The organism is Ruegeria sp. J8 (assembly GCF_056531925.1).
The window spans coordinates 129,958-152,303 of record NZ_JBQFMR010000010.1 but is presented as its reverse complement, the minus strand read 5'-3'; the positions used below and the strand labels follow the sequence as shown (position 1 = coordinate 152,303).

The window sequence follows — 22,346 nt, the reverse complement described above, 5'->3', positions numbered from 1 at the left end:
ATGGCTGTTACACTCAACGGGTTAAAGAATCGACGAGTCGGGATGGAAGGATCAAAATCATGTCACAAACTCTGGATTTTATATATGATTTTTGCAGCCCGAACGCATTTCTGGCTCATAAGGTGATGCCAAAGCTGGTGGCGGATCATGGGGTGCAGATCAACTATGTGCCAGTTCTTCTGTCGACAATTTTCAAAGCGACCAACAACCAAAGCCCGTTTCAGGCATTCTCGGAAAACCGTCAGAAAACTGCTTACCTGACCCATGATCTCCATCGCTATGCCCGTCGGCGCGGCGTAAGTTTTCATATGAGCCCCCATTTTCCGATCAATACCAAATTCGCCATGCGCGGAGCGGTCTTTGCCTCGGGAAAACAATGGGAAGCCAAATACATAGACGCGATCTTTGATGCTATCTGGGTGCATGGTCAAAAAGCAGATGAGATTACGGTGCTGATGGATATTCTGCAAGACAACGAACTGCCTGTCCGAAAACTGCGCGAAGCGATGACAGAGCTGGGCATTAAGCAGCAACTAAAGGATCAGTCCAAAAATGCGGCCAAGCGCGGTGTTTTTGGTGTTCCCACATTTTTTGCAAGCTCCGAGATGTTTTTTGGCAAAAACAGCTTGCCCAATCTGGAACTTGAATTGTCACGTAGTGTGTGAGTTTGCGCCCTCAAGCGCTTGCAAGCCATACTGGGCAAACATCGGAACATAACCACCTAATTTTCTAGCCCTTTCCGGGTCCGAGGCATTACCGTCCAAGGCGCGTTTGTAGACACCTTGCAGGATACCGGCCATGCGGAAAAAATTGAAAGCAAGGTAGAATCCGAAGTTGTCGATGCCCGGCAGTCCACGGCGCTTGCAATAGGCTGCAATGAACTCGTTGTCCGACGGTAGGCCGAGGCTGGATCGGTCGATGCCTGCCAGGCCCCGCCCCTCTTTTCCCGGTGGCATTTGCCACTGCATGATCACAGCCGCCAGATCGGCATAGGGGTGCCCGATCGTAGAAAGTTCCCAGTCCAGAACGCCAATACAACGGGTGCCGTTCTTTTCGAATAGCATGTTGTCAATGCGATAGTCCCCATGAACCAGCGTTCTCTGGCCGTCATCAGCAGGCATTGACGCGTCGAGTAAAGAAATCAGTTGGTCCATCTGAGCAATGGTTTTGGTCTCGGACGCGCGGTATTGCTTGGTCCAGCGTGAGATCTGCCGTTCGAAATAATTTCCCGGCGGTCCAAAGTCGGAGAGGCCCACGGCCTGGATATCGACCATGTGGAGCTCGGCCAATACGCGGTTCATCTCTTCAAAAACACCGGCGCGCGTTTCCTTGGTTTCGCCTGTCATAGTCGGCTCAAGGAAGTTACGACCGTCCAGGCGCTCCATTACGTAAAAGGCCGATCCAATGACGGTGTCGTCCTCGCACAAAAGGAACATTTCGGGCACCGGCACTCGACTGTTCGACAGGGCTTTTTGAACCCGAAATTCCCGGTCCACGGCATGAGCGGATTTTAGGAGTATGCCAGGAGGTTTACGCCGCAAAACATAGACTTGCGTCGGTGTCTTCAATTCATATGTTGGGTTGGACTGACCGACGGCGAATTTAGTGGCCTCCAACGGGCCTCGATAGCCGTCGAGATGCGCGCTGAGATAGGCATCAACAGCCTTCAGGTCCAATTGCGTGTCCGTGGACATATCAGTCTCCTTACCGCTCACAGGGCCTCTGCGAAGATATTTCCCGCGGTCACCACATTAATCCCACCCGAAACCGGGATGACGGCTCCGGTGACATAGCTGCCGCCGCGACCACACAGAAACAGCATGCAGCCCGCAATATCCTCATCCGCGCCGACCCGACCCAGCGGAACTGACTTTCCGACTTTGTCGCGGGTGGTTTCATCGGCAGTGGCAAAGGCGGTCATACGCGACACAAACGGCCCCGGTGCCAAGGCGTTGACTGTGATGTGGTAGGGCGAGAATTCCTTGGCCATGATCTTGGTCAGGTGCAAAACCGCTGCTTTAGAGGCTGAATAGCTGTAGGCGCCGTCGCCCATCGGTACCTCACCCATGACCGATCCCACATTGACAACACGGGCCGGATCATCGGCCGAACCTGATTTCATAAGCGTTGGCAACAGTTTCTGGGTCAATTCGAATATACCTGTTACATTCACCGACATGACCTTATCCCAGGCCTCATAAGGGAACTGTCCCATTGGCGCACCCCAAGACACGCCTGCGTTATTCATAAGGATATCAAGCTTGTCCGTGCGGTTGTGAACCTCGTCCACCAGCGCGTCCACGCCCTCTTTGCTACCAACGTCACCGGCAAACCCCTCTGCGCTGCCCGGCGCGTCTAGCGCACTGAGTTCGGCAGCTACGGCCTCGCACGCGTCCTGCTTGCGCGAGGCGATGAGAACCCTTGCGCCGGCCCGCACTAGGGCTTCGGCGGCCATGCGGCCAATTCCCGTGGCACCGCCAGTTACTAGGGCTGTCTTTCCCTCGACCGAGAATAGGGATTCGGGTGTCATCGGGTGCTCCTCGTGTTTGTTCATTTGGCGCTGGCATGGTGTCTGCATACGCGTACCGCTGCAACGTCATATCCTTGACAACGTATCGGGCTGCGCCAAACTTCCTCCTGTAGGAATAACAGGGATAACGGGGTCAACATGCAAGCTTTACTCAGCGTCGCTCCGGGTGGACCAGAAACTTTGGAACTGACCACCCTGCCCGATCCGCAGCCGGGCAAGGGCGAGTTGTTGGTGGGCGTCAAAGCCGCCGGGGTGAATTTTCCTGATACGCTGATGATCCGGGACCTCTACCAGATCAAACCGCCGCGCCCTTATGCTCCGGGTGGCGAGATTGCGGGTCAGGTGCTGGCGGTAGGTGAAGGTGCCGCTGGGTTCGAAGTCGGCGACCGTGTGTTGGCGCTGACCGGTCATGGCGGCTTCGCAACACATCTGACTATTCAGGCTTCGACTGCGGTGAAGTTCCCGGATTCCATGCCCTTTGAGGATGCCGCGTGTTTCATCTTTACTTACGGCACCTCTTATCATGCTCTGAAGGATCGCGCGGCGCTGAAGGCTGGCGAAACCCTGTTGATTCTGGGGGCTGCGGGTGGAGTAGGAACCGCTGCCATCGAATTGGGCAAGGCAATGGGCGCGCGTGTCATCGCCGCCGTGTCATCGGAAGAAAAAGCCGCGTTCTGTCGACAAGTTGGGGCGGATGATACAATCGTTTACGCGACCGAAATGGATCGGGACGCTCAAAAGGCTTTTTCATCCGATATCAAGGCGTTGGCTGGGCCAGTTGGTGTCGATGTTGTCTATGACGCGGTCGGCGGAGACTATGCGGAACCCGCATTGCGTGCGATGGCGTGGGGTGGTCGTTTTCTGGTGGTGGGATTCCCGGCTGGGATTCCCAAAATTCCGCTGAACCTGCCACTGTTGAAAGGCTGTCAGATTGTCGGAGTGTTTTGGGGCGCTTCGGTCTTTAGAGACCCTGCAGGACACGCGGAGAATGTGCAGGAACTGTTCCAGTTCTACGACGCTGCCAGAATCAAGCCGCAAATCAGCACGACGTTTCCACTGGAAAAAGCCGCTGAGGCTTTGTCCTTACTATCCGGGCGCGGTGCCTTGGGCAAAATTGTCGTGACGATGCTCTGACAACCCTACAATAAGAGCGGGCCGGTGTTGCGTTGCAGCACTGCGTTCGGGCAACCAGGAAAGTGACGCAGCGCTGGCGGTGGACAAGGGGACCCATTGGCGTTTAAGAACCAAAAAAACGGGAACAGTGAAAAAAATGCGTAAAGCTCTGATTTTAAACGGCCCGAACCTGAATCTGCTGGGCACGCGTCAGCCAGAGGTATATGGTAAAACAACCCTGAAAATGGTTGAGGAAATATGCGTAACGCACGGAGAAACAATCGGTTTCGAAGTCGCGCATATGCAGTCGAACCATGAAGGTGCCTTGCTGGACGCGATCCACGCAGCCAAAGGGACGCAGGACGGCATCATCCTGAACGCCGGCGCCTATACCCATACGTCTATTGCGCTGATGGACGCTATCGCCTCGGTCGAGCTTCCCACCATCGAGGTGCATCTGTCAAACATCCATGCACGCGAGAGCTTTCGCCATACCTCGTATATCTCGAAAGTCGTCGTCGGCCAGATTTGTGGCTTTGGTGCGCAAAGCTACATCCTGGCGTTGGACGCGCTGGCTGGGTTCCTTGACCGTGAGGGCGCTTAATGAGGCTGAGTGAGTATCTTTATTTCCTGAGCTACACCAAAACGCTTGAGGAATTGTGGGATGCCCACTGCCGCCAAATGGCTGAATACGGCTTCGACCGGCTGTTGTACGGGTATACGCGCTACAAGACCCCGACCTCGTTGGGCGACCCGGAAGATTTTGTCATTCTCACCAACCATACCAAACCCTATCTGGATGGGTTCCTGCGCAGTGGGCTGTATTTTCATGCGCCGATGCTGAAATGGGCGCTGGAAAATGAAGGTGCGGCCAGTTGGCAGATGACGCAGGATATGATGATGTCCGGCGCTTTGACTGCGCAGGAGTTGGAAGTGCTTGAGTTCAACCGCTCGAAGGGTGTTGTTGCCGGGTATACGGTTAGCTTTACGTCAGTGTCGGCGCGGTCGAAAGGTGCGATTTCTCTATCTGCCTGTGGCGCACGGTCTCAGGAAGATGTGGATGCAATCTGGGCAGAGCACGGCGAAGATATTTTGCTGATGAACAATATGGCGCATCTCAAGATCCTGACCCTGCCTTACAACGCTCCAAACAGAGCTCTGACAAAGCGCCAAAGAGAGGCGCTGGAGTGGGTCGGAGATGGAAAAACCACGCAGGATATCGCGCTGCTGATGGGCCTGACAGCAGCCACTGTTGAGAAACATTTGCGTCTGGCGCGTGAGTCGCTGGCGGTCGAAACCACAGCCCAGGCGGTTCTGAAGGCATCTTTTCAAAATCAGATGTTCGTGATGGAGGCCTAAACCCCAATTTTTTGACGCTTACCTGCGTCAATTTACCTAGGGTAAGGAAAACATTACTTTTCGATTGTGACCCGTAGTTGCAAAATGAGAGCGTTCCGTGAGTGGTGGCTTTAGCCTGGGAACATTTGGTCGGATCTTTGTGATTTCAGGGCTCTCCGGCCGCTCTGACACAGGGGCGTCTATTCGTCCACGTACCTATGTCGGAAATCCGGGGGGCCTCGACCATCCCCATCATGCGGGGCCCCCCAACCCTATCCTTCAATGCCAGGCGCTTCGGCGTCTTTTTTTGTGCGCGCAAGAAAAAACCGGCCACGCCTTGCGCGACCGGTTCTTAAAGTGTCCCGGACCCCAAGAGGTCCGGAAAATCGCTTAACCCTGGGCTGCTTTTGCAACTTCGGCGGCGAAGTCTTCTTTTTCCACCACGATGCCTTCGCCAACTTCCAGACGGATAAAGCCGGTGATGGTTGCGCCTGCTTCTTTGGCGGCTGCTTCAACGGTCAGGTCAGGGTTCACAACGAACGACTGGTTCAGCAGAGTCGATTCAGCCACGAATTTCTTCATACGGCCTTCGATCATCTTCTCGATCACCTGCTCCGGTTTGCCGGATTCGCGGGCGATGTCCATCTGAACCTGCTTTTCCTTCTCGACGACCGCCGGGTCCATGTCGGCCTCGGACAGAGCTGCCGGGTTCACAGCTGCGATGTGCATCGCAACCTGCTTACCGATCGCTTCGTCACCACCGGTCAGAGCAACCAGAACGCCGATTTTGCCCATGCCGTTGGTGGCTGCGTTGTGGACATAAGACACAACTGTGTCGCCCGACAGCTTCGCCATGCGGCGCACCGACATGTTCTCACCAATGGTGGCGATCTTGTCGGTCAGAGTGTCGGCAACGGATTTGCCACCCAAGTCAGCCGCCAGTAGAGCGTCAACGTCTGCAACACCTTCGGCTGCAAACGCGATCTTGCCGACCATTTCCTGGAACTCAGCGTTCTTCGCAACGAAGTCGGTTTCCGAGTTCACTTCGACAGCAACACCGTTGCCACCGTTGACGTGAACAGCAACCAGACCTTCTGCTGCGGTACGGCCCGATTTCTTGGCCGCTTTCGCCAGGCCTTTGGTGCGCAGCCAGTCAACGGCCTCGTCCATGTTGCCGCCGGTTTCGGTCAGGGCTTTTTTCGCGTCCATCATGCCTGCGCCTGTGCTGTCGCGCAGTTCTTTAACCATTGCTGCTGTGATTGCCATCTTTTGGCTCTCCTCAATTCAAACGGAATTGGGGCAGGTCATACCCTGCCCCATGTGTCAATTACGTGACGGGCAGCTTACGCTTCAGCCGGAGCTTCAGCGGCTTCTTCTGCAACGACTTCTTCAACCGGTGCTTCTTCGAATGCACCCAGGTCTACGCCAGCAGCACCCATCTGAGCGGTCATGCCGTCCAGAGCGGCGCGAGCGGCTAGGTCACAATACAGACCGATGGCGCGGGCTGCGTCGTCGTTGCCGGGGATGATGTAGTCAACACCGTCGGGCGAGCAGTTGGTGTCGACAACAGCCACAACCGGGATACCCAGCTTGTTGGCTTCGGCGATGGCCAGTGCTTCTTTTTTGACGTCGATGACGAACAGTAGATCAGGAACGCCGCCCATCTCGCGGATACCGCCCAGCGAAGCCTGCAGCTTCTGTTGGTCACGCTCCATGCCCAGACGCTCTTTCTTGGTCAGGCCTTCTGCGCCGGCTTCCATTGCTTCGTCGATCTGGTTCAGACGGTTGATCGACTGGGAAACGGTTTTCCAGTTGGTCAGCGTACCGCCCAGCCAGCGGTGGTTCATGTAGTACTGAGCCGACTTTTCAGCCGCTTCGGCGATCGGGCCAGCGGCCTGACGCTTGGTACCAACGAACAGAACGCGGCCACCTTTTGCAACGGTGTCACGAACAGCCTGCAGAGCCTGATCCAGCATCGGAACGGTCTGGGTCAGGTCCATGATGTGGATGCCATTGCGCGAGCCGTAGATGAACGGGCCCATGCGGGGATTCCAACGCTGTGTCTGGTGACCAAAGTGAACGCCAGCTTCCAGCAGCTGACGCATGGTGAACTCGGGAAGAGCCATGCTATTTTCCTTTTCCGGTTTACGCCTTGGCGGGGGTGAAAGAAGCGGATGCTCCAACCGGCGGGCCTGATGAGGATGTCTCCCTGCAAAAAGCCCAAACCCCGCCTGCGGGTTTGAATGGCGCGCGTATACGGCAGGTTTTGGTACAACGCAAGAGGCTTTCGCCCCTATTTTTCAAGCCGCGCCAAGCCATGGGCATGACGGACGGCTTCCTCGCAATGAGCAGCCAACGCTTTGCGGTTTTCAAAATCGCTGACCTTGGCGGGTGTGTGGTAGATCAACTCTACCCAGCCTTGCCGACGGGCGCCCAGCGTTTTCAGCAAATGCGGACCGAAATCCATATCTCCCCACCACCCATAGAACCTGTTGGGTTGTCCGGCAGGTGCATGGTAAATAACGGAAACCGGCTGCACATACATGAATTCGCGCAGTTCATCTGTAAAGAATGCAGCAAAGAGTGTTGTTTTAAAGGGCAAAACCCTGATTCCATCGGTCGAGGTGCCTTCCGGGAAGAACACCAACTTATGACCTGCGGACAAGCGTTCCTGAAACAACAAGGTTTGCTCGCGCGCCTTTTTTCGGTTGCGTTCGATGAAGACCGTACCCGTGGCCCGGGCAAGCCAGCCGATACCGGGCCATTTCGCCACTTCGGCTTTCGAGACGAAATAGACCCTTTTGCGGGCGTTTAGCGCGAAAATATCCAACCACGAGGAGTGATTGGCCACCACTGCTCCACGTTGGGTCATCAACTCTCCGGAACTGCGGAATCCCATTCCTAGAATGCGAAAAGCGTTGCGACAGACAAACTGTGTGATGAAGGGCGTGATTGGGCGGCGGACGCCGTAAATCGGTCTCTCGATCAGGCGGAGGGTCAGCAGAATAATCAGCCCGCCAAAGACCAATGCCGCCAAAGGCAGACCTCGCAGAATGACCAGAATCCAGCCGATCAGGCCCAGTTCAATGGGATCAGGCGCGTCTTCGCTGTGCCAGGATGCGTCGCTCAAGGGTTACGCTCCGCTATAGATGCGCCGTTGGCGCTCGTTCATACGCGCTGTGTCCAGGATCAGGCACACGTCCGTTGTGTTGAAGGCATAGTCGATGAAAGCGCCCTCGCCCACGAACCCGCCCAGCCGAAGATAGGCTTTGATCAGCGCTGGAACCTGCACCATGGCTGCACGGCGATCCAGCGCATCCACGTCCACCAAGTCCATCGGCTGAAACACATCGGGTTGCGCCCGCACCCTCAGGTCTGGCGGGGCGAGGTGGTTGTGATGCAACATCGACAGAGGCTGCTCCAGCGCCTGAACATCAGTGCCATGAAAGCTGGCGACGCCGAACAGAACTTCAATCTGGCGCGCGTTCACATAGGCGGCCAGACCGTTCCACAGATGATACATTGCCGTGCCGCCGCGATAGTCAGGGTGGAGGCAGGATCGCCCCAATTCCAACAGCTTGCGACCGCTGTCTTTCAGAACGCTCACATCATATTCGTCTTCGGAATAAAACTGCCCCAGATCTGCTGCACGTTCACCCGGTAACAGCCTGTAAACGCCCACAGTTTCGCCGGTCTGGTCGTCGATGGCCAGCATATGGTCAAAATACGGGTCGAACCGGTCCTGCTCTAGCCCTGCGTCGTGGTCCACCATCTCTCCGCCACCGCCCAGTTCGCGCACGAAAACGTCATAGCGCAGCCGCTGCGCGGCACGCAGTTCGGCCTCGGTCTCGGCGAGTTTGACGGTGAAAGATGGGCCTGTACCCGACATCAGAACGTCCCTGTGGTTTCAGGGCTGATACCGCAGGTGTCGGGGGAATGGCAACATCGCCTGAACCGGTTGGATGTTAACCTTTCCTAAACCAGTTTCACGGATCAAAGACGGGCACCAGAGCGATGCGCGATCCGTCAATCACCACTTTCCCCTGCTCGCGGAAGTTCACGGTGATTTTGCCGCCGATATTGGACTGCACCTGTCCAATGCCCCAATCGGGGAAATCGGGGTGGCGGACAAACATGCCCGGTGCAAGAATGGCATTGAGTTTTGACATGACTGGGCTCCGGGTCCGGCGGCAGATACAGCAGGAGGTACGCATGAGCGCAACAGACGTCAACCTGGCCGAGCTGATCGGCTCGCGGATCTGTCATGATCTGATCAGCCCGATCGGCGCGATCGCCAACGGGTTGGAGCTGCTGGAAATGGTTGGCGGCACCCAAGGCCCGGAGATGGAGCTGATCTCGGGCAGTGTCGGCAGCGCAGGCGCGCGTATCCGCTTTTTCCGGGTGGCGTTTGGATCGGCCAGCGATCAACCCCTGGGCCGCGCCGAGGTCAGCGCCTTGCTGAAAGATGTTGAAGCCGCAGGCCGTGTGCGCGTGAGATGGAACCTGACCGAGGCGGTGCCGCGCACTCAGGTCAAACTGGCGTTTCTGGCGCTGATGTGCTGCGAAAGCGCGATGCCCTTCGGGGGTGAGGTTACGATCCGCAACGATGTTGATCAATGGACCGTGACGGGCGTGGCAGACAAGCTGAACATAGAAAGCGATCTGTGGAATAACCTGCCCAAAGGCCGGTTTGCCGATAAGATCACCCCCGCCAAGGTGCAATTCGCCCTTCTGCCGGAAACGGCGCATGCGATGCGGCGGCGGATTACGGCAGAAACCACCGCAACCCGCGTCGAGATCAGGTTTTAGGCGCGGACCGTCCCGTTGCCCCGCACAAGGTATTGAAAACTGGTCAGTTGGGCGGCCCCAACCGGCCCACGGGCATGCATTTTGCCTGTGGCAATCCCGATCTCGGCCCCCATTCCGAACTCGCCGCCATCGGCGAACTGGGTTGAGGCGTTGTGCATCAGGATCGCGCTGTCCAGCCGTTCAAAGAACCGGGCCGCAGCTTGCGGGTCCTCGGTCATGATACAGTCGGTGTGGTTCGAGCCGAATTGACGGATATGCGCGATGGCCTCATCGATATCTGCTATGGGCTTAGCGGCGATGATACTGTCGAGGAATTCTTTACCCCAATCCTCATCCGTCGCTTTCAACGCACCGTCGAGAGCCAAGGAGCCCTCGGCGTGAACCTCAACTCCGGCGGCCAGCAGCGCGGTGATGACATCCCGCCCCAGCGTTTCAGCAATGTCCTGATGGATCAGCAGGCACTCGGCGGCACCGCATATCCCCGTCCGCCGGGTCTTGGCGTTCAGCACGACCTCAAGGGTTTTCGCGGGGTCTGCCGCCTTGTCGATATAGATATGTACAATGCCTTCGAGATGAGCAAAGACAGGAACGCGGGCTTCGCGCTGAACCAATCCGACCAGCCCCTTGCCACCACGAGGCACGATCACGTCTACAAAGTCGGTCATGGTGAGCAATTCCTGAACGGCTGCTCGGTCGCGCGTCGGCACCAGTTGGATTGAGTCTTCAGGCAGGTTAGCGGCCTTTAGACCCTCGACCAAACAAGCATGGATCGCGCCAGACGAATGGAAGCTTTCCGAGCCCCCTCGCAGGATCACCGCATTGCCCGATTTCAGGCACAGCGCACCCGCATCCGCTGTTACATTCGGGCGGCTTTCATAGATCACTCCGATCACACCCAGAGGCGTGCGCACGCGCTGGATATGCAGCCCCGAGGGCATGTCCCATTCGGTCAGAATCTCGCCCACCGGGTCGGTCTGATCGGCCACCGTGCGCAGCCCATCGACCATCCCCTGAATTCGGGATTCGTCCAGCATCAGACGGTCCATCATCGCTGGGCTCAGGCCCTTGTCGCGCCCAAATTCCAGGTCCTTCTTGTTGGCTTCGATAATCTCAGCGCGGCGAGCCCAGACGGCCTCGGCCGCGGCGATCAGAGCGGCGTGTTTGCGTTCTGCACTGGCAAAGGCCAACTCAGCAGCAGCAGCCTTGGCGCGCGCGCCCAAATCGGCCATCAGGGCGGGAATGCTGTCGAAATCCTTCATCTTGGGTGCCTTTCCTGTTGTCCTATAGCGCCAGATCGTCCCGGTGGATCAACACGGCGCGCCCAGGATAGCCCAGCGTTGCCTCGATCTCGGATGATTTACGCCCTTTTATCGCGTCCGCCTCTTGCGCGGTATATCGGCTGAGACCCTGCGCCAAACGCCGCGCCTGCGGGTCGATGATGGCCACAGGATCGCCGCGCTGAAAATCGCCGGTCACTTCGACAATACCTGCAGGCAGCAAGCTTTTGCCATTTCCAAGCGCACGCGCCGCGCCGGCATCCACCACAATCTCGCCACGTGGCTTCATCGCCGAGATCCAGCGTTTGCGCGCCGCGTGCGGATCGACGGTGGCCGTGAACCACGTGCAGTTCGCACCATTCTCAAGCGTATTCAACGGGTTCAAGGGCGATCCTTCGGCAATCGCCATATCGCAACCCGCTGCCGTCGCCATCTTGGCCGCCAGCAATTTAGTCTTCATCCCACCCTTGGAAAGGCCCGAACCAGCGTCACCGGCCATCGCCTCGATCTCGGGCGTGATGTCCTTAATCACATCATAGCGCGTGGCCGAGGCGTCCTCGGTCGGGTTCCCGGTATAGAACCCGTCCACATCCGATAGCAGGATCAGTTGATCGGCGCCGACTGTAACAGCGATTTGCGCCGCGAGGCGGTCATTGTCGCCATATCGGATCTCATCTGTAGCGACTGTATCGTTTTCGTTGACAATCGGGACAACACCCAGTCCCAACAGGGTCTCAAGCGTCGCGCGCGAGTTCAGATAGCGGCGGCGATCAGAACTGTCCTCTAGCGTGACAAGAACTTGCGCCGTGGTGATATTGTGCGGCGCAAGAGCCTCCTCATAAGCGCGGGCCAGCCGGATTTGACCGACAGCGGCAGCGGCCTGAGATTGTTCCAGCGGTAAGGTAGCCATCGGCAGGCCTAGAACCCCACGCCCCAGAGCAATCGACCCAGAGGACACCAGAATAACATCCGTCCCCTGCCCCTTTAGCCATGCCACGTCCTGCGCCAGCGAATGCAGCCAGTCGGACCGCAACAACCCAGTATCCCGATCCACTAACAAGGCAGATCCGATCTTCACCACCAGACGTTTGGCCGAGGTCAGGGTTGCCAAGGCGCGGCCTCCTCGGCGGGTTTGTGGCGGAGGCGATTGTCGTCAATTTCCGCGCGCAGGGCGCGCAGAACCTCGGTCACGCCCAAATGTGCGACGCCAGACATAGTCATGACGGGTCCGCCTACGGCCTCTTCCAACTCGGCCTTAGCCAATTCGCGTTCCTCATCATCCAGTGCGTCGACCTTGTTCAGCACGGTGATCCGGGGCTTCTCGGCCAGCTCACCGCCGTAAGCCTCAAGCTCGTGAATGATGGTGCGGTAATCCTCGGCCACGGTTTCCGAGGTGCCATCGACCAGATGCAGCAAAACCGCGCAGCGTTCCACGTGGCCCAGAAAACGGTCGCCGATACCGCGCCCTTCATGGGCGCCTTCGATCAGGCCGGGGATGTCGGCCACAACGAATTCGACGCTATCCACGCCCACAACACCCAGATTGGGGTGCAGCGTGGTAAACGGATAATCGGCAATCTTGGGCCGTGCGTTCGAGGTGGCTGCCAGAAAGGTTGACTTGCCCGCATTGGGCATCCCCAGCAGCCCCACATCGGCGATCAGTTTCAGCCGCAGCCAGATGGTGCGGTCGATCCCCGCCTGACCCGGATTGGCCCGGCGCGGGGCCTGGTTGGTGGCCGATTTAAAGTGCAGGTTGCCGAAGCCGCCATTGCCGCCCTTGGCCAGCAGCACGCGCTGCCCGACCTCGGTCAGGTCGCAGATGACGGTTTCTTCGTCCTCGTCCAGAATCTCGGTCCCAACAGGTACGCGGAGGACAATGTCATCGCCATCCTTACCGGTGCGCTGCTGCCCGCGGCCGGGCTGGCCGTTTTTGGCAAAGAAATGTTGCTGATAACGGAAGTCGATCAGCGTGTTCAGACTGTCTACAACCTCAACCCAGACGGAGCCGCCCTTGCCGCCATCGCCGCCATCCGGACCGCCATATTCGATGTATTTTTCGCGCCGAAAGCTGACGCAGCCGCCACCTCCGGCCCCGGACCGGATGTAGACCTTTGCAAGATCGAGAAATTTCATGACTGTCCCCTACTGCAAAGGCCCCATCGGCCACAAGTCAGAGTTTCTTTGTATATGTCCAGGTGGACACGTTCGCGTCACGCGCCACCGAGTATGTTTCGGCGTCGCCCAGATATTCGAACCCGCAATGGGTCAAGACCCGCGCCGAGGCCGGGTTGTCCTGAAACACGCTGGCGAACATCGTGGCGTTTTCCAGCGGGTTCGCCGCAACCAGCGTTTCCACCGCCATCGAAGCAATTCCGGTGTTCCAATAGACCGGCGCAACCCAATAGCCCACCTCGGACTGGTTGCGATCCAGCCGTGTCAGCGAGATCAAACCGATCAGTTCCGGCCCGCCGTCCTTGGTGGCATCCATCGCCCAGACGTCTTCGTCCCGGTCCTCGGACATGGCGCGGTTCACAAACGCCTCGATCGAGCCAGGCGGCAATGGATGCGGAATAGACGACGTCATCCGCGCCACGCGCTCATCACCTGCATAATGTTCAATGAGACCCATATCCGACCGGCGCAACGGGCGCAGGTCGAACCGCTCGGTTTCAATCACCGGCTGGTTTATTATTGTCTCAAGCTTCATGAGTGCGGTCCTCCTCCGAACAACACGTAAATTGCGGACGTAACAGTGAAACCAATTACAGCCCACATCAGATATTTGCGGCCCAGACGATCTTCAACCGCATGTGCAATGCGTCCCTGAAACAGGGGCGGTATGGTGCTTGCTGGGAGTGTCATCGGGCTCATAGGTCAAAACTGTGTTAAAAACGAGAAAAGGGACCGGCATTTTCTGCCGGTCCCCCATTTATTTCTAAACCTTTAGGGTTTCGGCTTACTCTGCGGCCTCCGCCACTGGCAGGACCGAAATAAAGGTGCGGTTCTTGAGACCCTTGTGGAACTTCACGGCGCCATCAACAGTTGCAAAAATGGTGTGATCTTTGCCCATGCCCACGCCTTCGCCCGGCCAGAACTTGGTGCCGCGTTGACGTACGATGATGTTGCCTGCGATGGCCGCCTGGCCACCATAGAGTTTCACGCCAAGGCGGCGACCAGCAGAGTCGCGACCGTTACGGGAGGAACCGCCAGCTTTTTTATGTGCCATTCTCTCTCTCCTTAGCCTTGAGCCAGCTCTTTGGCTTGCTCAACCCATTCGGGCTTCACTTTGATGGTGTCGATAGCAGCAATCTGCTCGTCCGACAAGGCGGCCAGAGCGCTAAAGCTCTCGATACCTGCGTCGTTCAGCTTTTTGGCAGCGGCGGGGCCGACACCGTTCAGCTTGGTCAGATCGTCAGCAGCAACCGCAGCGGCGGCGGGTGCTTCTGCCTTGGCTTCAGCTTTCTTGGCAGGCTTTGCAGCAGGTGCCGCTTCGCCAGCCGGTGCAGAACCGGTAGCTGCTTTGATGCCCGACTTGTCAGCGCCTGACGACAGGATGTCGGTGATCTTGACCAGGGTCAGTTTCTGACGGTGGCCAACAGTACGCTTCGAGCTGTGCTTACGACGGCGCTTGACGAACTTGATGACCTTGTCACCTTTGATCTGTTCGATCACTTCGGCTTGTACGCCTGCGCCTTCAACGAAAGGTGCACCAACAACCGGAGCGTCACCGCCCAGCATCAGAACATCGTTGAATTGAACTTTTTCACCTGCGTCGGCAGCCAGCTTTTCAACGCGGAGGATATCACCCGCCTGAACCTTGTACTGCTTGCCGCCAGTCTTGAGGACCGCAAACATGCGTCTTTCCTTTGTCTAACCGCGTTCTGTGGTCCCCTTGCGGGTGTTGCCGGCTTTCGCCACCTCGAACAGCGCGCCCTTTTCGGGCCGTGTGACGACCCTTGGGATAGTCCCGATGGGTCAATAATAACGAGACCCGGCGCGGAGGAACCGGCCGGGATGCGCGCTTATCCATAGAATGCAGGACAAAGTCAACATCAAAAGCAACTCAAAGATCCGAGCCGCGCAGTACCTGTGAAACTGCAAGACCCAACCGGTAATAGATCTTGTCATAGGTGCGGTCGAAACTGTCGAAAAAGGCCTCGTTCACGGCGCGGCCGGTCTGGGTCCGCGAAAAGGCGATGTTCTCGCGCAGTTGCGCCTCGTCCAGGGGTTGATAGGCCATCAGAAGGAAAGAATACAGCCACGTACGCGTTTCTTGCGTGATGGCGTCTTTTTCAGCGAGAAGCTGGGCCAGAACCTCGCCATCATCGCCGCCAATTTCGGAATTCAAGCCTCGGAAAAAGTTATAATCTGCGCTCACGGCGCTTTTAACATTCTTCTCGATCAACTCGTTGACCTCGATATACTCATCCACCAGTTGGAAGAATGTGCTGTCCTGATCCTGTGCGGAATACGCGTCTTGCGCCATCTCTTCTATGGTGTCGTCCTGAAAAGCCTGACGGGCAGAGTTTTCAAGCCGCACAACGGTCTGTCCCAGATCGCTTTCGAAAAACAGCACGGCGCGTTCCATTTGGCTGTCTGACAGCGTTTCCACAAAGGCGGTGGAAAACTGGTCGCGCATCCAGTCGGGATCATAGATCATATCGACTTGTGTTGCGAAATAGGCCCCGCCTGCCCCGTCCAGCATCGTTGTGTTGATCTCTTGCGCCTGCATCTGCCCTTCGTGGCGCAGCAGTTCGATCACCTCGTCCATGTGCAGGGCCGTCATCAAACGGTCAATCTGCTCGGCGACCGCTGGGGTCACACTCAGGGCAAGTGAAAGGACGGCCGCCAGCAGTCGCATCAGATGTCCTGTGCTGGGTGAAGATCGGCCATCCGCGCGGCCAGAACTTCGAATTTCATCGCCATGATTTCATATTGGATGGCATTGAGCAGCTCATAGACCTCTTGCATCAAGGGTTGTTCTAATGCGTCAGCATAGGCGGTCACGTCGGCATCCGAGAAATCCTGATACGTGTAGGCCGCGCCAGCCAGTGCCGAAAGCTGAATGGTTTGCCGCATGGCGCCTTCGTTCTGTTTCATTAACTCACGCAGATCGCCCGCATCCATTTGCAGGTCGATCACACCGGACGCGCTTGCGGCCAGCAGAAACCGGATCTGGATTTCCTGCAGCGCCCGCAGCGCGGCGCCGCTGGAATCGATCGCATTGTTCATGCGCTTCAACTCTTCGACCCGCTGTGACCCTTGCTGAATCAGGTCGGCGACGATCTTCTGGCCCTCCAACTGCTTGGCATCTTCGTCTTCGTGGATATGAGCGGCGTTTTCCGCCACGACCAGCCGCTGCCCCAGATCCGAGGCATAGAATTCGACCGCGTGTGTCAGCGCCTCATTGCTGAGCGTTTGTTCCAGAATAGCCACTGCGGTTTCATGCATATCATCAGTGTCGAACACCTCTTCGGTCAGACGCGCCCAGTCCGACCCGAACCCTTCGGGATCAATCCCCAACATCTGCGGAGCCGAGGCCGAGGCCAGCGCGATACTTTGCAGCGCGACGTCAAAGCCTGTGGTGGTCAGAAACGCTTCGATCCGGTCGCGATCCGCTGTGGCCGCATGGGACGGCAACGCGGCCAGCGCGAAAAGAAGCAGTGAAACGGGCAATGCGAAGAAGCGAGCGATATGTGTCATGGACATAGACCCTAGGTGATTTACGCCATCAGGCAATGGAAAATCCCAGAAGAGTGAATTTGGGGAATTTTCTGCTTGCACCCCTGCGCGTTCCTCACTAAATCCCCCCCTCACAGACCCCCGCGGAGAGGTGCCGGAGTGGTCGAACGGGGCGGTCTCGAAAACCGTTGTGGGTGCAAGCCCACCCAGGGTTCGAATCCCTGTCTCTCCGCCACTTTCCCTAGTGACGCCCAATTCCGAAACTGCCGCCGGACGGCGTGTTCTTGCCTGCTGGTTGGGCCGTATCGGCACAAGGTAGCCCAATTCGCCTGGGTGACGCTTGGCGCACGCAATTCCCCTTGGGCAATGCATATATTCAAATCATCTTAAGTTTATAAAACTAAAGGAGATTCGTATGATGCAGAAACTAATTCCAGCCATCCTTGTGGCAGCGATCGTGGCGGGCGGTTATTATTACCTCAATACGTCAGAGACGCCTGAACCGGCAACGGCGACGGCCCCGGATGAGACACCATCTCAGACCATTGGGGAAACAGCCAGCCAGCTTGTTGATCAGGCTGGCCAGGAAGTCGCCGCTCTGGCCGATCAAGGACAGGACCTGATGAACCAGTGGATCGAAGACGGGATGCTGACCGTTCAGAATTTCGACTACGATACCCTTATGGCCTCGGTTCAGGACAGCGATCTGGCGCAGGACATCAAAACACAGGCCACAGCTATCTTGGAGGAGATCAAGGCCTCGCCCGAAACGCTTGCCGCGAAAATTCAGGAACTGCGAGAGTTGTTGAACGCAAATTGAGTTCTGCAATTGCCTGCGCCGTTGCGCGACGTAAGCTTTGCCCTGCGTTGACCCTTGCCGGATCACGTGATTGGCTGGCCTGAGGGTTACAATGCCAACAGACGTTTTTGTATCAAACCATACACGGGATGCTTCAAGCTGTTGTTTTCAGGGGATTGAAATGAACACACCGCCATCAACCATGTTTGCCGTTGTTCAGACACAGGACGGGTATTCGGGAACGGCCACCGGCCCAGTATTGGAAGACGCCGCAGAATGGTTGAGTGAAGCGGAGTTGCCGGTGCCCGCTCCGGGCCCCGGTCAGGTGTTGATCAGGCTGCGCGCGGCCTCGGTAAATCCGTCGGATATTCACTTTATCAAAGGCGAATACGGCCAGCCCCGCGTTAAGGGAGCCCCCGCAGGGTTTGAGGGATGCGGCGATGTGGTTGCGACAGGTGCCGGGGCCGAAGTCCTGAACGGTCAGCGTGTGGCCTTCGTTGCGGCGGGCGCCGGGGCGTGGGCTGAATATGTGGTGACACAGGCGATGATGTGCATCCCCCTGAGGCCCGAGATTTCGGATGAGGACGGCTCGGCCCAGATCGTGAACCCGATGACGGCCATGGCGATGGTGGATATCGCGCGAAATGCCGGCGAGGCTTTCATAGTCTCTGCCGCGACAAGCCAGTTGGGCAAGCTGATGTGCAGTTTGGGTCGCGATCTGGGCCTGAAACCCATTGCCATCGTGCGCCGGGCGGATGCGGTAGACAGTCTGAAGGATCTTGGCGCGCATGAGGTTCTGGTGACGTCTAACCCGGACATGCCGAAAAAACTAACCGACTTGTGTCACGCGCTGAAACCGCGCGTTTTCCTGGATGCGGTGGCCGACCAGATATCCGAGCAGGTGTTTTGTGCCATGCCAAACGGCGCGCGCTGGGTCTGTTATGGCAAGCTCAGCCCCGATCTGCCCAAACTAACCCAGATGGGCCAGATGATTTTCATGGGTAAGCAGATCGAAGGCTTCTGGCTAACCAAGTGGATGACCACCACCCCGCCCACCGATCAGATGCGGGTTGTGGCCGAGGTTCAGGCGCGTTTCGCCGATGGTCGTTGGAAAACAGATGTTGCAGATCGCCTATCGCTCAGAAACGTGGTGTCAGAACTGGCCCATGCGCTAAAAAAGAGTGACGGAAAGGTGATTATCACCCCATAGTAGAACAAAGCCCTTTGGCCATCGTGGCCGAGGGGGACGAAGAATGCCGGGCAAACCGGTATTGGGAGGTGAAGTTGGATAACGCGCAGCTGCTGATTAGCGGGCTGGCGAATGGCTGTGTCTACGGCCTGATCGCACTCGGTTTTGTTCTGATCTACAAAGCGACCGAGGCGGTGAATTTCGCGCAGGGCGATTTCATGATGCTGGGCGCGTTCGTCACCATCGGCCTGACCAATACCGAATATATGGGGCTGCCATTCTGGTTGGCGCTACCAATCTCATTGGGGATCATGGGAGCGTTGGGGTATCTGCTTGATCGGTTGATCATCCGACGGCTGTTCGGAGAAAGTCAGACGGCTGTGGTAATCCTGACCATCGCCTTGGGCTTTGTGATCCGGTTTGTGGCCGGGTTGATCTGGGGGCACGAGCCGCAGACGCTTCAGAACCCGCTGGCCGGGAAAGAGGTGCGGTTCGGCGGGCTGGTGCTGGGGATGGAGGATGTGGCCGTCATCATCGTCACCATCCTGCTGACATGGGCGCTGTATGTTTTCTTCAGCCGGACCAAGTTAGGACTGGCAATGCAAGGCGCCTCTCAAAACCAGTTGGCCGCTTACTACATGGGCGTTCCGGTCAAGCGGGTGCAAGGGTTCATCTGGGGTCTTGCGGGCGTGGTCGCCGGGATCGCAGGTATCCTGTTTGCCGCCAAGGGATCGGTCGATCCGACCACGGGTCTGCTGGGGATCAAGGCGTTTGCCGCCGCCGTGATCGGCGGGTTCGGCAGCCTCCCCGGCGCACTGGCCGGAGGGTTGATCGTCGGTGTCATCGAACCCTTTGCCAGTCGCTATATCGCAGCAGGCTACAGCCAGATTGCGCCGTATGCGCTGTTGCTGGCTGTGCTGATCTTCCGCCCCAACGGGCTGTTTAGTCAGGTTCGGGTCAAGAAGGTTTAGGCAGATGCGGATTGTATTCAAAACCGACTACATGCAGGATATCCGGCCATGGAAAGATGGCCATCAATTGGTCCTTTATCTGATCCTACTGGCGGTGGTGGCTGCGGCCCCGTGGTGGTTGGACGATTTCTATCTGGGTGAACTGACAAACGTCCTGATCTGGGCCATCGCAGGTCTGGGCCTGATGGTTCTGACAGGCCACACGGGGCAAGTCAGTCTGGGTCACGCGGCTTTCCTGGCCTTTGGGTGCTATGCTAACGTCATCCTGCTTGAGGCGGACGTGCCCTTCCTGATCGCCTTTCCGCTGGCTGGTATCATGACCGGTATTGCGGGCGTGACTGTCGCGATCCCTGCCCTGCGGTTGCATGGCATTTATCTGGCAATCTTCACCATGGCCCTGTCCATCCTGATGGATGATGTCATCGTCTTGGCCGAGCCGATCACTGGCGGCGTTGGTGGCAAGTTCATCGGAGGCGTCGACATCTTTGGCCTGACGATCGACCGCTGGGGCACTCCGGTACATTTCTTCTGGCTGGTGCTGGTGGTCGCCGTTCTGGTGACGTTGGGCTTTATTAACTTGCTGCGCGCGCCTTTGGGGCGCAGCTTCATCGCCGTGCGCGATTCCGAGGTTTCGGCGCAGGCGATGGGTGTCGATATCGCGCGCACCAAGATGATCTCTTTTGCGTTGTCCTGTGCTGTCACCGGATGGGCGGGTGCGCTGATGGGCATGTTCTCGGGCGCGTTCAACAATGAGACGTTCAGCGTCGTGATCTCGATCCAGTTGCTGATGATGATCGTGATCGGCGGGCTCGGCTCGATCCACGGCGCGTTTCTGGGCGCGATCATCGTGGGGTTCCTGCCGCAATTCTTGTCGATTTCAAAGGAATATGTGGGTGCCTTGTTCGGCGGCAATACCGTCGCCATTCCGGGGCTGGAATTCGGCATCTTCGGCATGATCCTAATTGCCTTCATCCTGTTTGAACCGATGGGCATGTATGGCCGATGGCTGAAAATACGCACGTGGTTCGAGCTGTTCCCGTTCTACCGCAAGGACATGTTCAAGCGTCAGAAATCCTACCTCAAGACGGAGCGCCTGAGATGAGCCTGCTCGCGTTCCAGAACGTCACCCTGAAATTCGGCGGCCTCACGGCGGTGAATGACTTGTCCTTTTCGGTCGAAGAAGGCGAGGTCTTTGCCATTGTCGGCCCCAACGGTGCGGGCAAATCGACGGTATTCAACCTGATCTCACGCTTCTACGACCCGTTTGCGGGCTCTATTCGGTTTGACGGACATGATTTGCTACAGGTCAAACCCTCTGGCGTGGCAGCCTATGGCGTGGCGCGGACGTTCCAGAATATCGAGCTGTTCGAACATGCCACCGTGTTGCAGAACCTGCTGGTCGGACGGCACCGCCATCGAAAAATAAACCTGATATCAGAGGTTCTGTTCCTGCCCTCGGCCCGGCGGCAAGAACTGGAAAACCGCGAAAAGGTCGAAGAGATCATAGATTTCCTCGACCTGCAGCCGTATCGCGACAAGATGATCTCGGGCCTGCCTTACGGCGTTCGCAAAGTGGTCGAGGTTGCCCGTGCACTGGCCACGGAACCTAAACTGTTGTTGCTGGACGAACCTGCATCCGGCCTGTCGGTCGAGGAGACGTCGGATCTGCGCTGGTGGATCGACGATATCCGCAGGCAGATGGGGATTACGGTGCTGATGGTCGAACATGACATGGGGCTGGTTTCGGGCGTGTCGGACCGCGTGTTGGCGATGGCTGATGGTGCGATGCTGGCGCTGGGAACACCGGCCGAGGTGCAATCCCACCCGGCTGTGGTCGAGGCCTATTTGGGGAAGGCCTCATGAGCGCGCCGATCCTGACCATCCGCAATGTCGAAAGCTTCTATGGCCCGATCATGGCCATTCGCGGCGTGTCACTGGATGTGCATCCGGGGCAGATCGTGTCGATCCTGGGCGCAAACGGCGCAGGCAAGACGACGCTGATGAAGACTGTGTCCGGGGTGATGGACCCCGAAAAAGGCAAAATCACGTTTGACGGTGAAGAAATCCAAGGGTCCGAGCCGCATAAGGTCGTGCAAAAAGGCATCGTCCATATCCCGGAGGGACGCGAGGTATTTCCTCTGCTGACGGTCGATGAAAACCTCAGCCTCGGGGCGTATACGGCAACGGATAAGGGCCAGATCGATCACGACCGCGAGCTGGTGTTTTCATACTTCCCAATCCTGAAAGAGCGCCGTACGCAAGAGGCCGGAACCCTTTCGGGCGGACAGCAGCAAATGCTGGCAATCGGGCGCGGGCTGATGGCGAACCCCAAGATCATGCTGCTGGACGAACCCTCGTTGGGTCTGTCGCCGCTGCTGGTGCAGGAAATCTTCGGCATCCTCAAACGCCTGAATAACGAGCAGAACATGACGATGATGCTGGTCGAACAGAACGCCAATGCCGCGCTGGAACTGGCCCATCATGGCTATGTGATGGAAGTCGGCCGTATCGTCATGGACGGGGCGGCGGATGTGTTGATGCAATCCGAGGACATCCAGAATTTTTACTTGGGCGTGCAGGAAGACGGCGCGCGGAAAAACCGCCGCTGGAAACGCAAGAAAACGTGGAGGTAAGTGGC

General features: G+C 57.5%; 26 protein-coding genes and 1 tRNA gene. 12 read left to right on the top strand and 15 right to left on the bottom strand.

Annotation, left to right across the window (positions count from 1 at the left end):
• The first annotated feature begins 59 nt into the window (after positions 1-59).
• Positions 60-665 carry a 2-hydroxychromene-2-carboxylate isomerase gene (locus tag ACR0L1_RS19205; protein ID WP_170790919.1) on the top strand — a complete coding sequence of 202 codons (606 nt, stop codon included), beginning with the start codon at positions 60-62 and terminating at the stop codon, positions 663-665.
• Here ACR0L1_RS19205 and ACR0L1_RS19200 read toward each other — a convergent pair.
• Both ACR0L1_RS19200 and ACR0L1_RS19195 read right to left on the bottom strand, forming a co-directional pair.
• Positions 651-1,694, bottom strand: coding sequence for a phosphotransferase (locus tag ACR0L1_RS19200; RefSeq protein WP_480860377.1), 1,044 nt, complete (start codon positions 1,692-1,694; stop codon positions 651-653). The genes ACR0L1_RS19205 and ACR0L1_RS19200 overlap by 15 nt on opposite strands.
• Positions 1,695-1,711: 17 nt before the next feature.
• A complete protein-coding gene (locus ACR0L1_RS19195) occupies positions 1,712-2,530 on the bottom strand; it encodes an SDR family oxidoreductase (RefSeq protein WP_480552128.1) in 819 nt (272 codons plus the stop codon).
• Positions 2,531-2,668: 138 nt separating this feature from the next.
• Here ACR0L1_RS19195 and ACR0L1_RS19190 point away from each other — a divergent pair, with 138 nt between their 5' ends.
• From ACR0L1_RS19190 to ACR0L1_RS19180, 3 genes are all read left to right on the top strand, one after another.
• Positions 2,669-3,664, top strand: a complete 996-nt coding sequence (locus ACR0L1_RS19190; protein ID WP_480504319.1) for an NADPH:quinone oxidoreductase family protein — start codon at positions 2,669-2,671, stop codon at positions 3,662-3,664.
• A gap of 136 nt (positions 3,665-3,800) precedes the next feature.
• Entirely contained in the window at positions 3,801-4,247 is a 447-nt protein-coding gene (aroQ, locus tag ACR0L1_RS19185; protein WP_480860375.1) for a type II 3-dehydroquinate dehydratase, read from the top strand.
• Entirely contained in the window at positions 4,247-5,002 is a 756-nt protein-coding gene (locus ACR0L1_RS19180) for a helix-turn-helix transcriptional regulator (protein WP_170769744.1), read from the top strand. Before aroQ ends, ACR0L1_RS19180 begins: the two co-directional genes overlap by 1 nt.
• Before the next feature lie 369 nt (positions 5,003-5,371).
• On the opposite strand, the gene tsf is transcribed toward ACR0L1_RS19180, so the two are convergent.
• The 5 genes from tsf to ACR0L1_RS19155 form a co-directional block, all read right to left on the bottom strand.
• Complete coding sequence (gene tsf, locus ACR0L1_RS19175) at positions 5,372-6,247, bottom strand: translation elongation factor Ts (RefSeq protein ID WP_170354186.1); 876 nt, start codon at positions 6,245-6,247, stop codon at positions 5,372-5,374.
• A gap of 77 nt (positions 6,248-6,324) precedes the next feature.
• A complete protein-coding gene (gene rpsB, locus ACR0L1_RS19170) occupies positions 6,325-7,107 on the bottom strand; it encodes a 30S ribosomal protein S2 (protein WP_170769743.1) in 783 nt (260 codons plus the stop codon).
• A gap of 167 nt (positions 7,108-7,274) precedes the next feature.
• On the bottom strand, positions 7,275-8,111 hold the full coding sequence (gene olsA, locus ACR0L1_RS19165; RefSeq protein WP_480860373.1) for a lyso-ornithine lipid O-acyltransferase: 837 nt from the start codon (positions 8,109-8,111) through the stop codon (positions 7,275-7,277).
• Between the two features lie 3 nt (positions 8,112-8,114).
• The gene (gene olsB, locus ACR0L1_RS19160; RefSeq protein WP_480860372.1) at positions 8,115-8,870 is read right to left on the bottom strand and encodes an L-ornithine N(alpha)-acyltransferase; all 756 of its coding nucleotides are present in this window, start codon (positions 8,868-8,870) and stop codon (positions 8,115-8,117) included.
• A gap of 97 nt (positions 8,871-8,967) precedes the next feature.
• Positions 8,968-9,150, bottom strand: coding sequence for a DUF3553 domain-containing protein (locus tag ACR0L1_RS19155; protein ID WP_480860370.1), 183 nt, complete (start codon positions 9,148-9,150; stop codon positions 8,968-8,970).
• Positions 9,151-9,193: 43 nt separating this feature from the next.
• Between ACR0L1_RS19155 and ACR0L1_RS19150 the strand changes: the two genes are divergently transcribed.
• Positions 9,194-9,790 (top strand): histidine phosphotransferase family protein, encoded by a 597-nt coding sequence (locus ACR0L1_RS19150; protein ID WP_480860368.1) that lies wholly within the window; start codon positions 9,194-9,196, stop codon positions 9,788-9,790.
• Here the strand turns inward: ACR0L1_RS19150 and ACR0L1_RS19145 are convergent.
• The 8 genes from ACR0L1_RS19145 to ACR0L1_RS19110 form a co-directional block, all read right to left on the bottom strand.
• Positions 9,787-11,049, bottom strand: coding sequence for a glutamate-5-semialdehyde dehydrogenase (locus tag ACR0L1_RS19145; RefSeq protein WP_480860366.1), 1,263 nt, complete (start codon positions 11,047-11,049; stop codon positions 9,787-9,789). The two genes, ACR0L1_RS19150 and ACR0L1_RS19145, sit on opposite strands and share 4 nt — an antisense overlap.
• Positions 11,050-11,071: 22 nt before the next feature.
• Positions 11,072-12,178: a glutamate 5-kinase gene (proB, locus tag ACR0L1_RS19140; protein ID WP_480860364.1), complete on the bottom strand. Its 1,107-nt coding sequence runs from the start codon at positions 12,176-12,178 to the stop codon at positions 11,072-11,074.
• Positions 12,166-13,200, bottom strand: coding sequence for a GTPase ObgE (gene obgE / locus ACR0L1_RS19135; protein ID WP_170790937.1), 1,035 nt, complete (start codon positions 13,198-13,200; stop codon positions 12,166-12,168). The genes proB and obgE overlap by 13 nt, the downstream gene beginning before the upstream one ends.
• 37 nt (positions 13,201-13,237) lie before the next feature.
• On the bottom strand, positions 13,238-13,774 hold the full coding sequence (locus ACR0L1_RS19130) for a GNAT family N-acetyltransferase (RefSeq protein ID WP_170769735.1): 537 nt from the start codon (positions 13,772-13,774) through the stop codon (positions 13,238-13,240).
• Between the two features lie 249 nt (positions 13,775-14,023).
• On the bottom strand, positions 14,024-14,293 hold the full coding sequence (gene rpmA, locus ACR0L1_RS19125; protein ID WP_010440093.1) for a 50S ribosomal protein L27: 270 nt from the start codon (positions 14,291-14,293) through the stop codon (positions 14,024-14,026).
• An 11-nt stretch (positions 14,294-14,304) separates the two neighbouring features.
• On the bottom strand, positions 14,305-14,922 hold the full coding sequence (locus ACR0L1_RS19120; protein WP_480860362.1) for a 50S ribosomal protein L21: 618 nt from the start codon (positions 14,920-14,922) through the stop codon (positions 14,305-14,307).
• 208 nt (positions 14,923-15,130) lie between these two features.
• Complete coding sequence (locus ACR0L1_RS19115) at positions 15,131-15,928, bottom strand: DUF2059 domain-containing protein (protein WP_480504330.1); 798 nt, start codon at positions 15,926-15,928, stop codon at positions 15,131-15,133.
• Complete coding sequence (locus ACR0L1_RS19110; protein ID WP_480860359.1) at positions 15,928-16,770, bottom strand: DUF2059 domain-containing protein; 843 nt, start codon at positions 16,768-16,770, stop codon at positions 15,928-15,930. The genes ACR0L1_RS19115 and ACR0L1_RS19110 overlap by 1 nt, the downstream gene beginning before the upstream one ends.
• Before the next feature lie 124 nt (positions 16,771-16,894).
• On the opposite strand from ACR0L1_RS19110, the gene ACR0L1_RS19105 reads away from it, so the two are divergent.
• The 7 genes from ACR0L1_RS19105 (at position 16,895) to ACR0L1_RS19075 (ending at position 22,341) form a co-directional block, all read left to right on the top strand.
• Positions 16,895-16,984 (top strand) — tRNA-Ser (locus ACR0L1_RS19105).
• Positions 16,985-17,164: 180 nt separating this feature from the next.
• On the top strand, positions 17,165-17,569 hold the full coding sequence (locus ACR0L1_RS19100; RefSeq protein ID WP_480504331.1) for a hypothetical protein: 405 nt from the start codon (positions 17,165-17,167) through the stop codon (positions 17,567-17,569).
• Between the two features lie 160 nt (positions 17,570-17,729).
• Entirely contained in the window at positions 17,730-18,758 is a 1,029-nt protein-coding gene (locus tag ACR0L1_RS19095) for an alcohol dehydrogenase catalytic domain-containing protein (protein ID WP_480860357.1), read from the top strand.
• A gap of 74 nt (positions 18,759-18,832) precedes the next feature.
• Complete coding sequence (locus ACR0L1_RS19090) at positions 18,833-19,708, top strand: branched-chain amino acid ABC transporter permease (protein ID WP_170786729.1); 876 nt, start codon at positions 18,833-18,835, stop codon at positions 19,706-19,708.
• A 4-nt stretch (positions 19,709-19,712) separates the two neighbouring features.
• Positions 19,713-20,810, top strand: coding sequence for a branched-chain amino acid ABC transporter permease (locus ACR0L1_RS19085; RefSeq protein ID WP_480860355.1), 1,098 nt, complete (start codon positions 19,713-19,715; stop codon positions 20,808-20,810).
• The gene (locus ACR0L1_RS19080; RefSeq protein WP_480860353.1) at positions 20,807-21,571 is read left to right on the top strand and encodes an ABC transporter ATP-binding protein; all 765 of its coding nucleotides are present in this window, start codon (positions 20,807-20,809) and stop codon (positions 21,569-21,571) included. The genes ACR0L1_RS19085 and ACR0L1_RS19080 overlap by 4 nt, the downstream gene beginning before the upstream one ends.
• Positions 21,568-22,341, top strand: a complete 774-nt coding sequence (locus ACR0L1_RS19075) for an ABC transporter ATP-binding protein (RefSeq protein ID WP_480860351.1) — start codon at positions 21,568-21,570, stop codon at positions 22,339-22,341. The genes ACR0L1_RS19080 and ACR0L1_RS19075 overlap by 4 nt, the downstream gene beginning before the upstream one ends.
• The last annotated feature ends 5 nt before the right edge of the window (positions 22,342-22,346 follow it).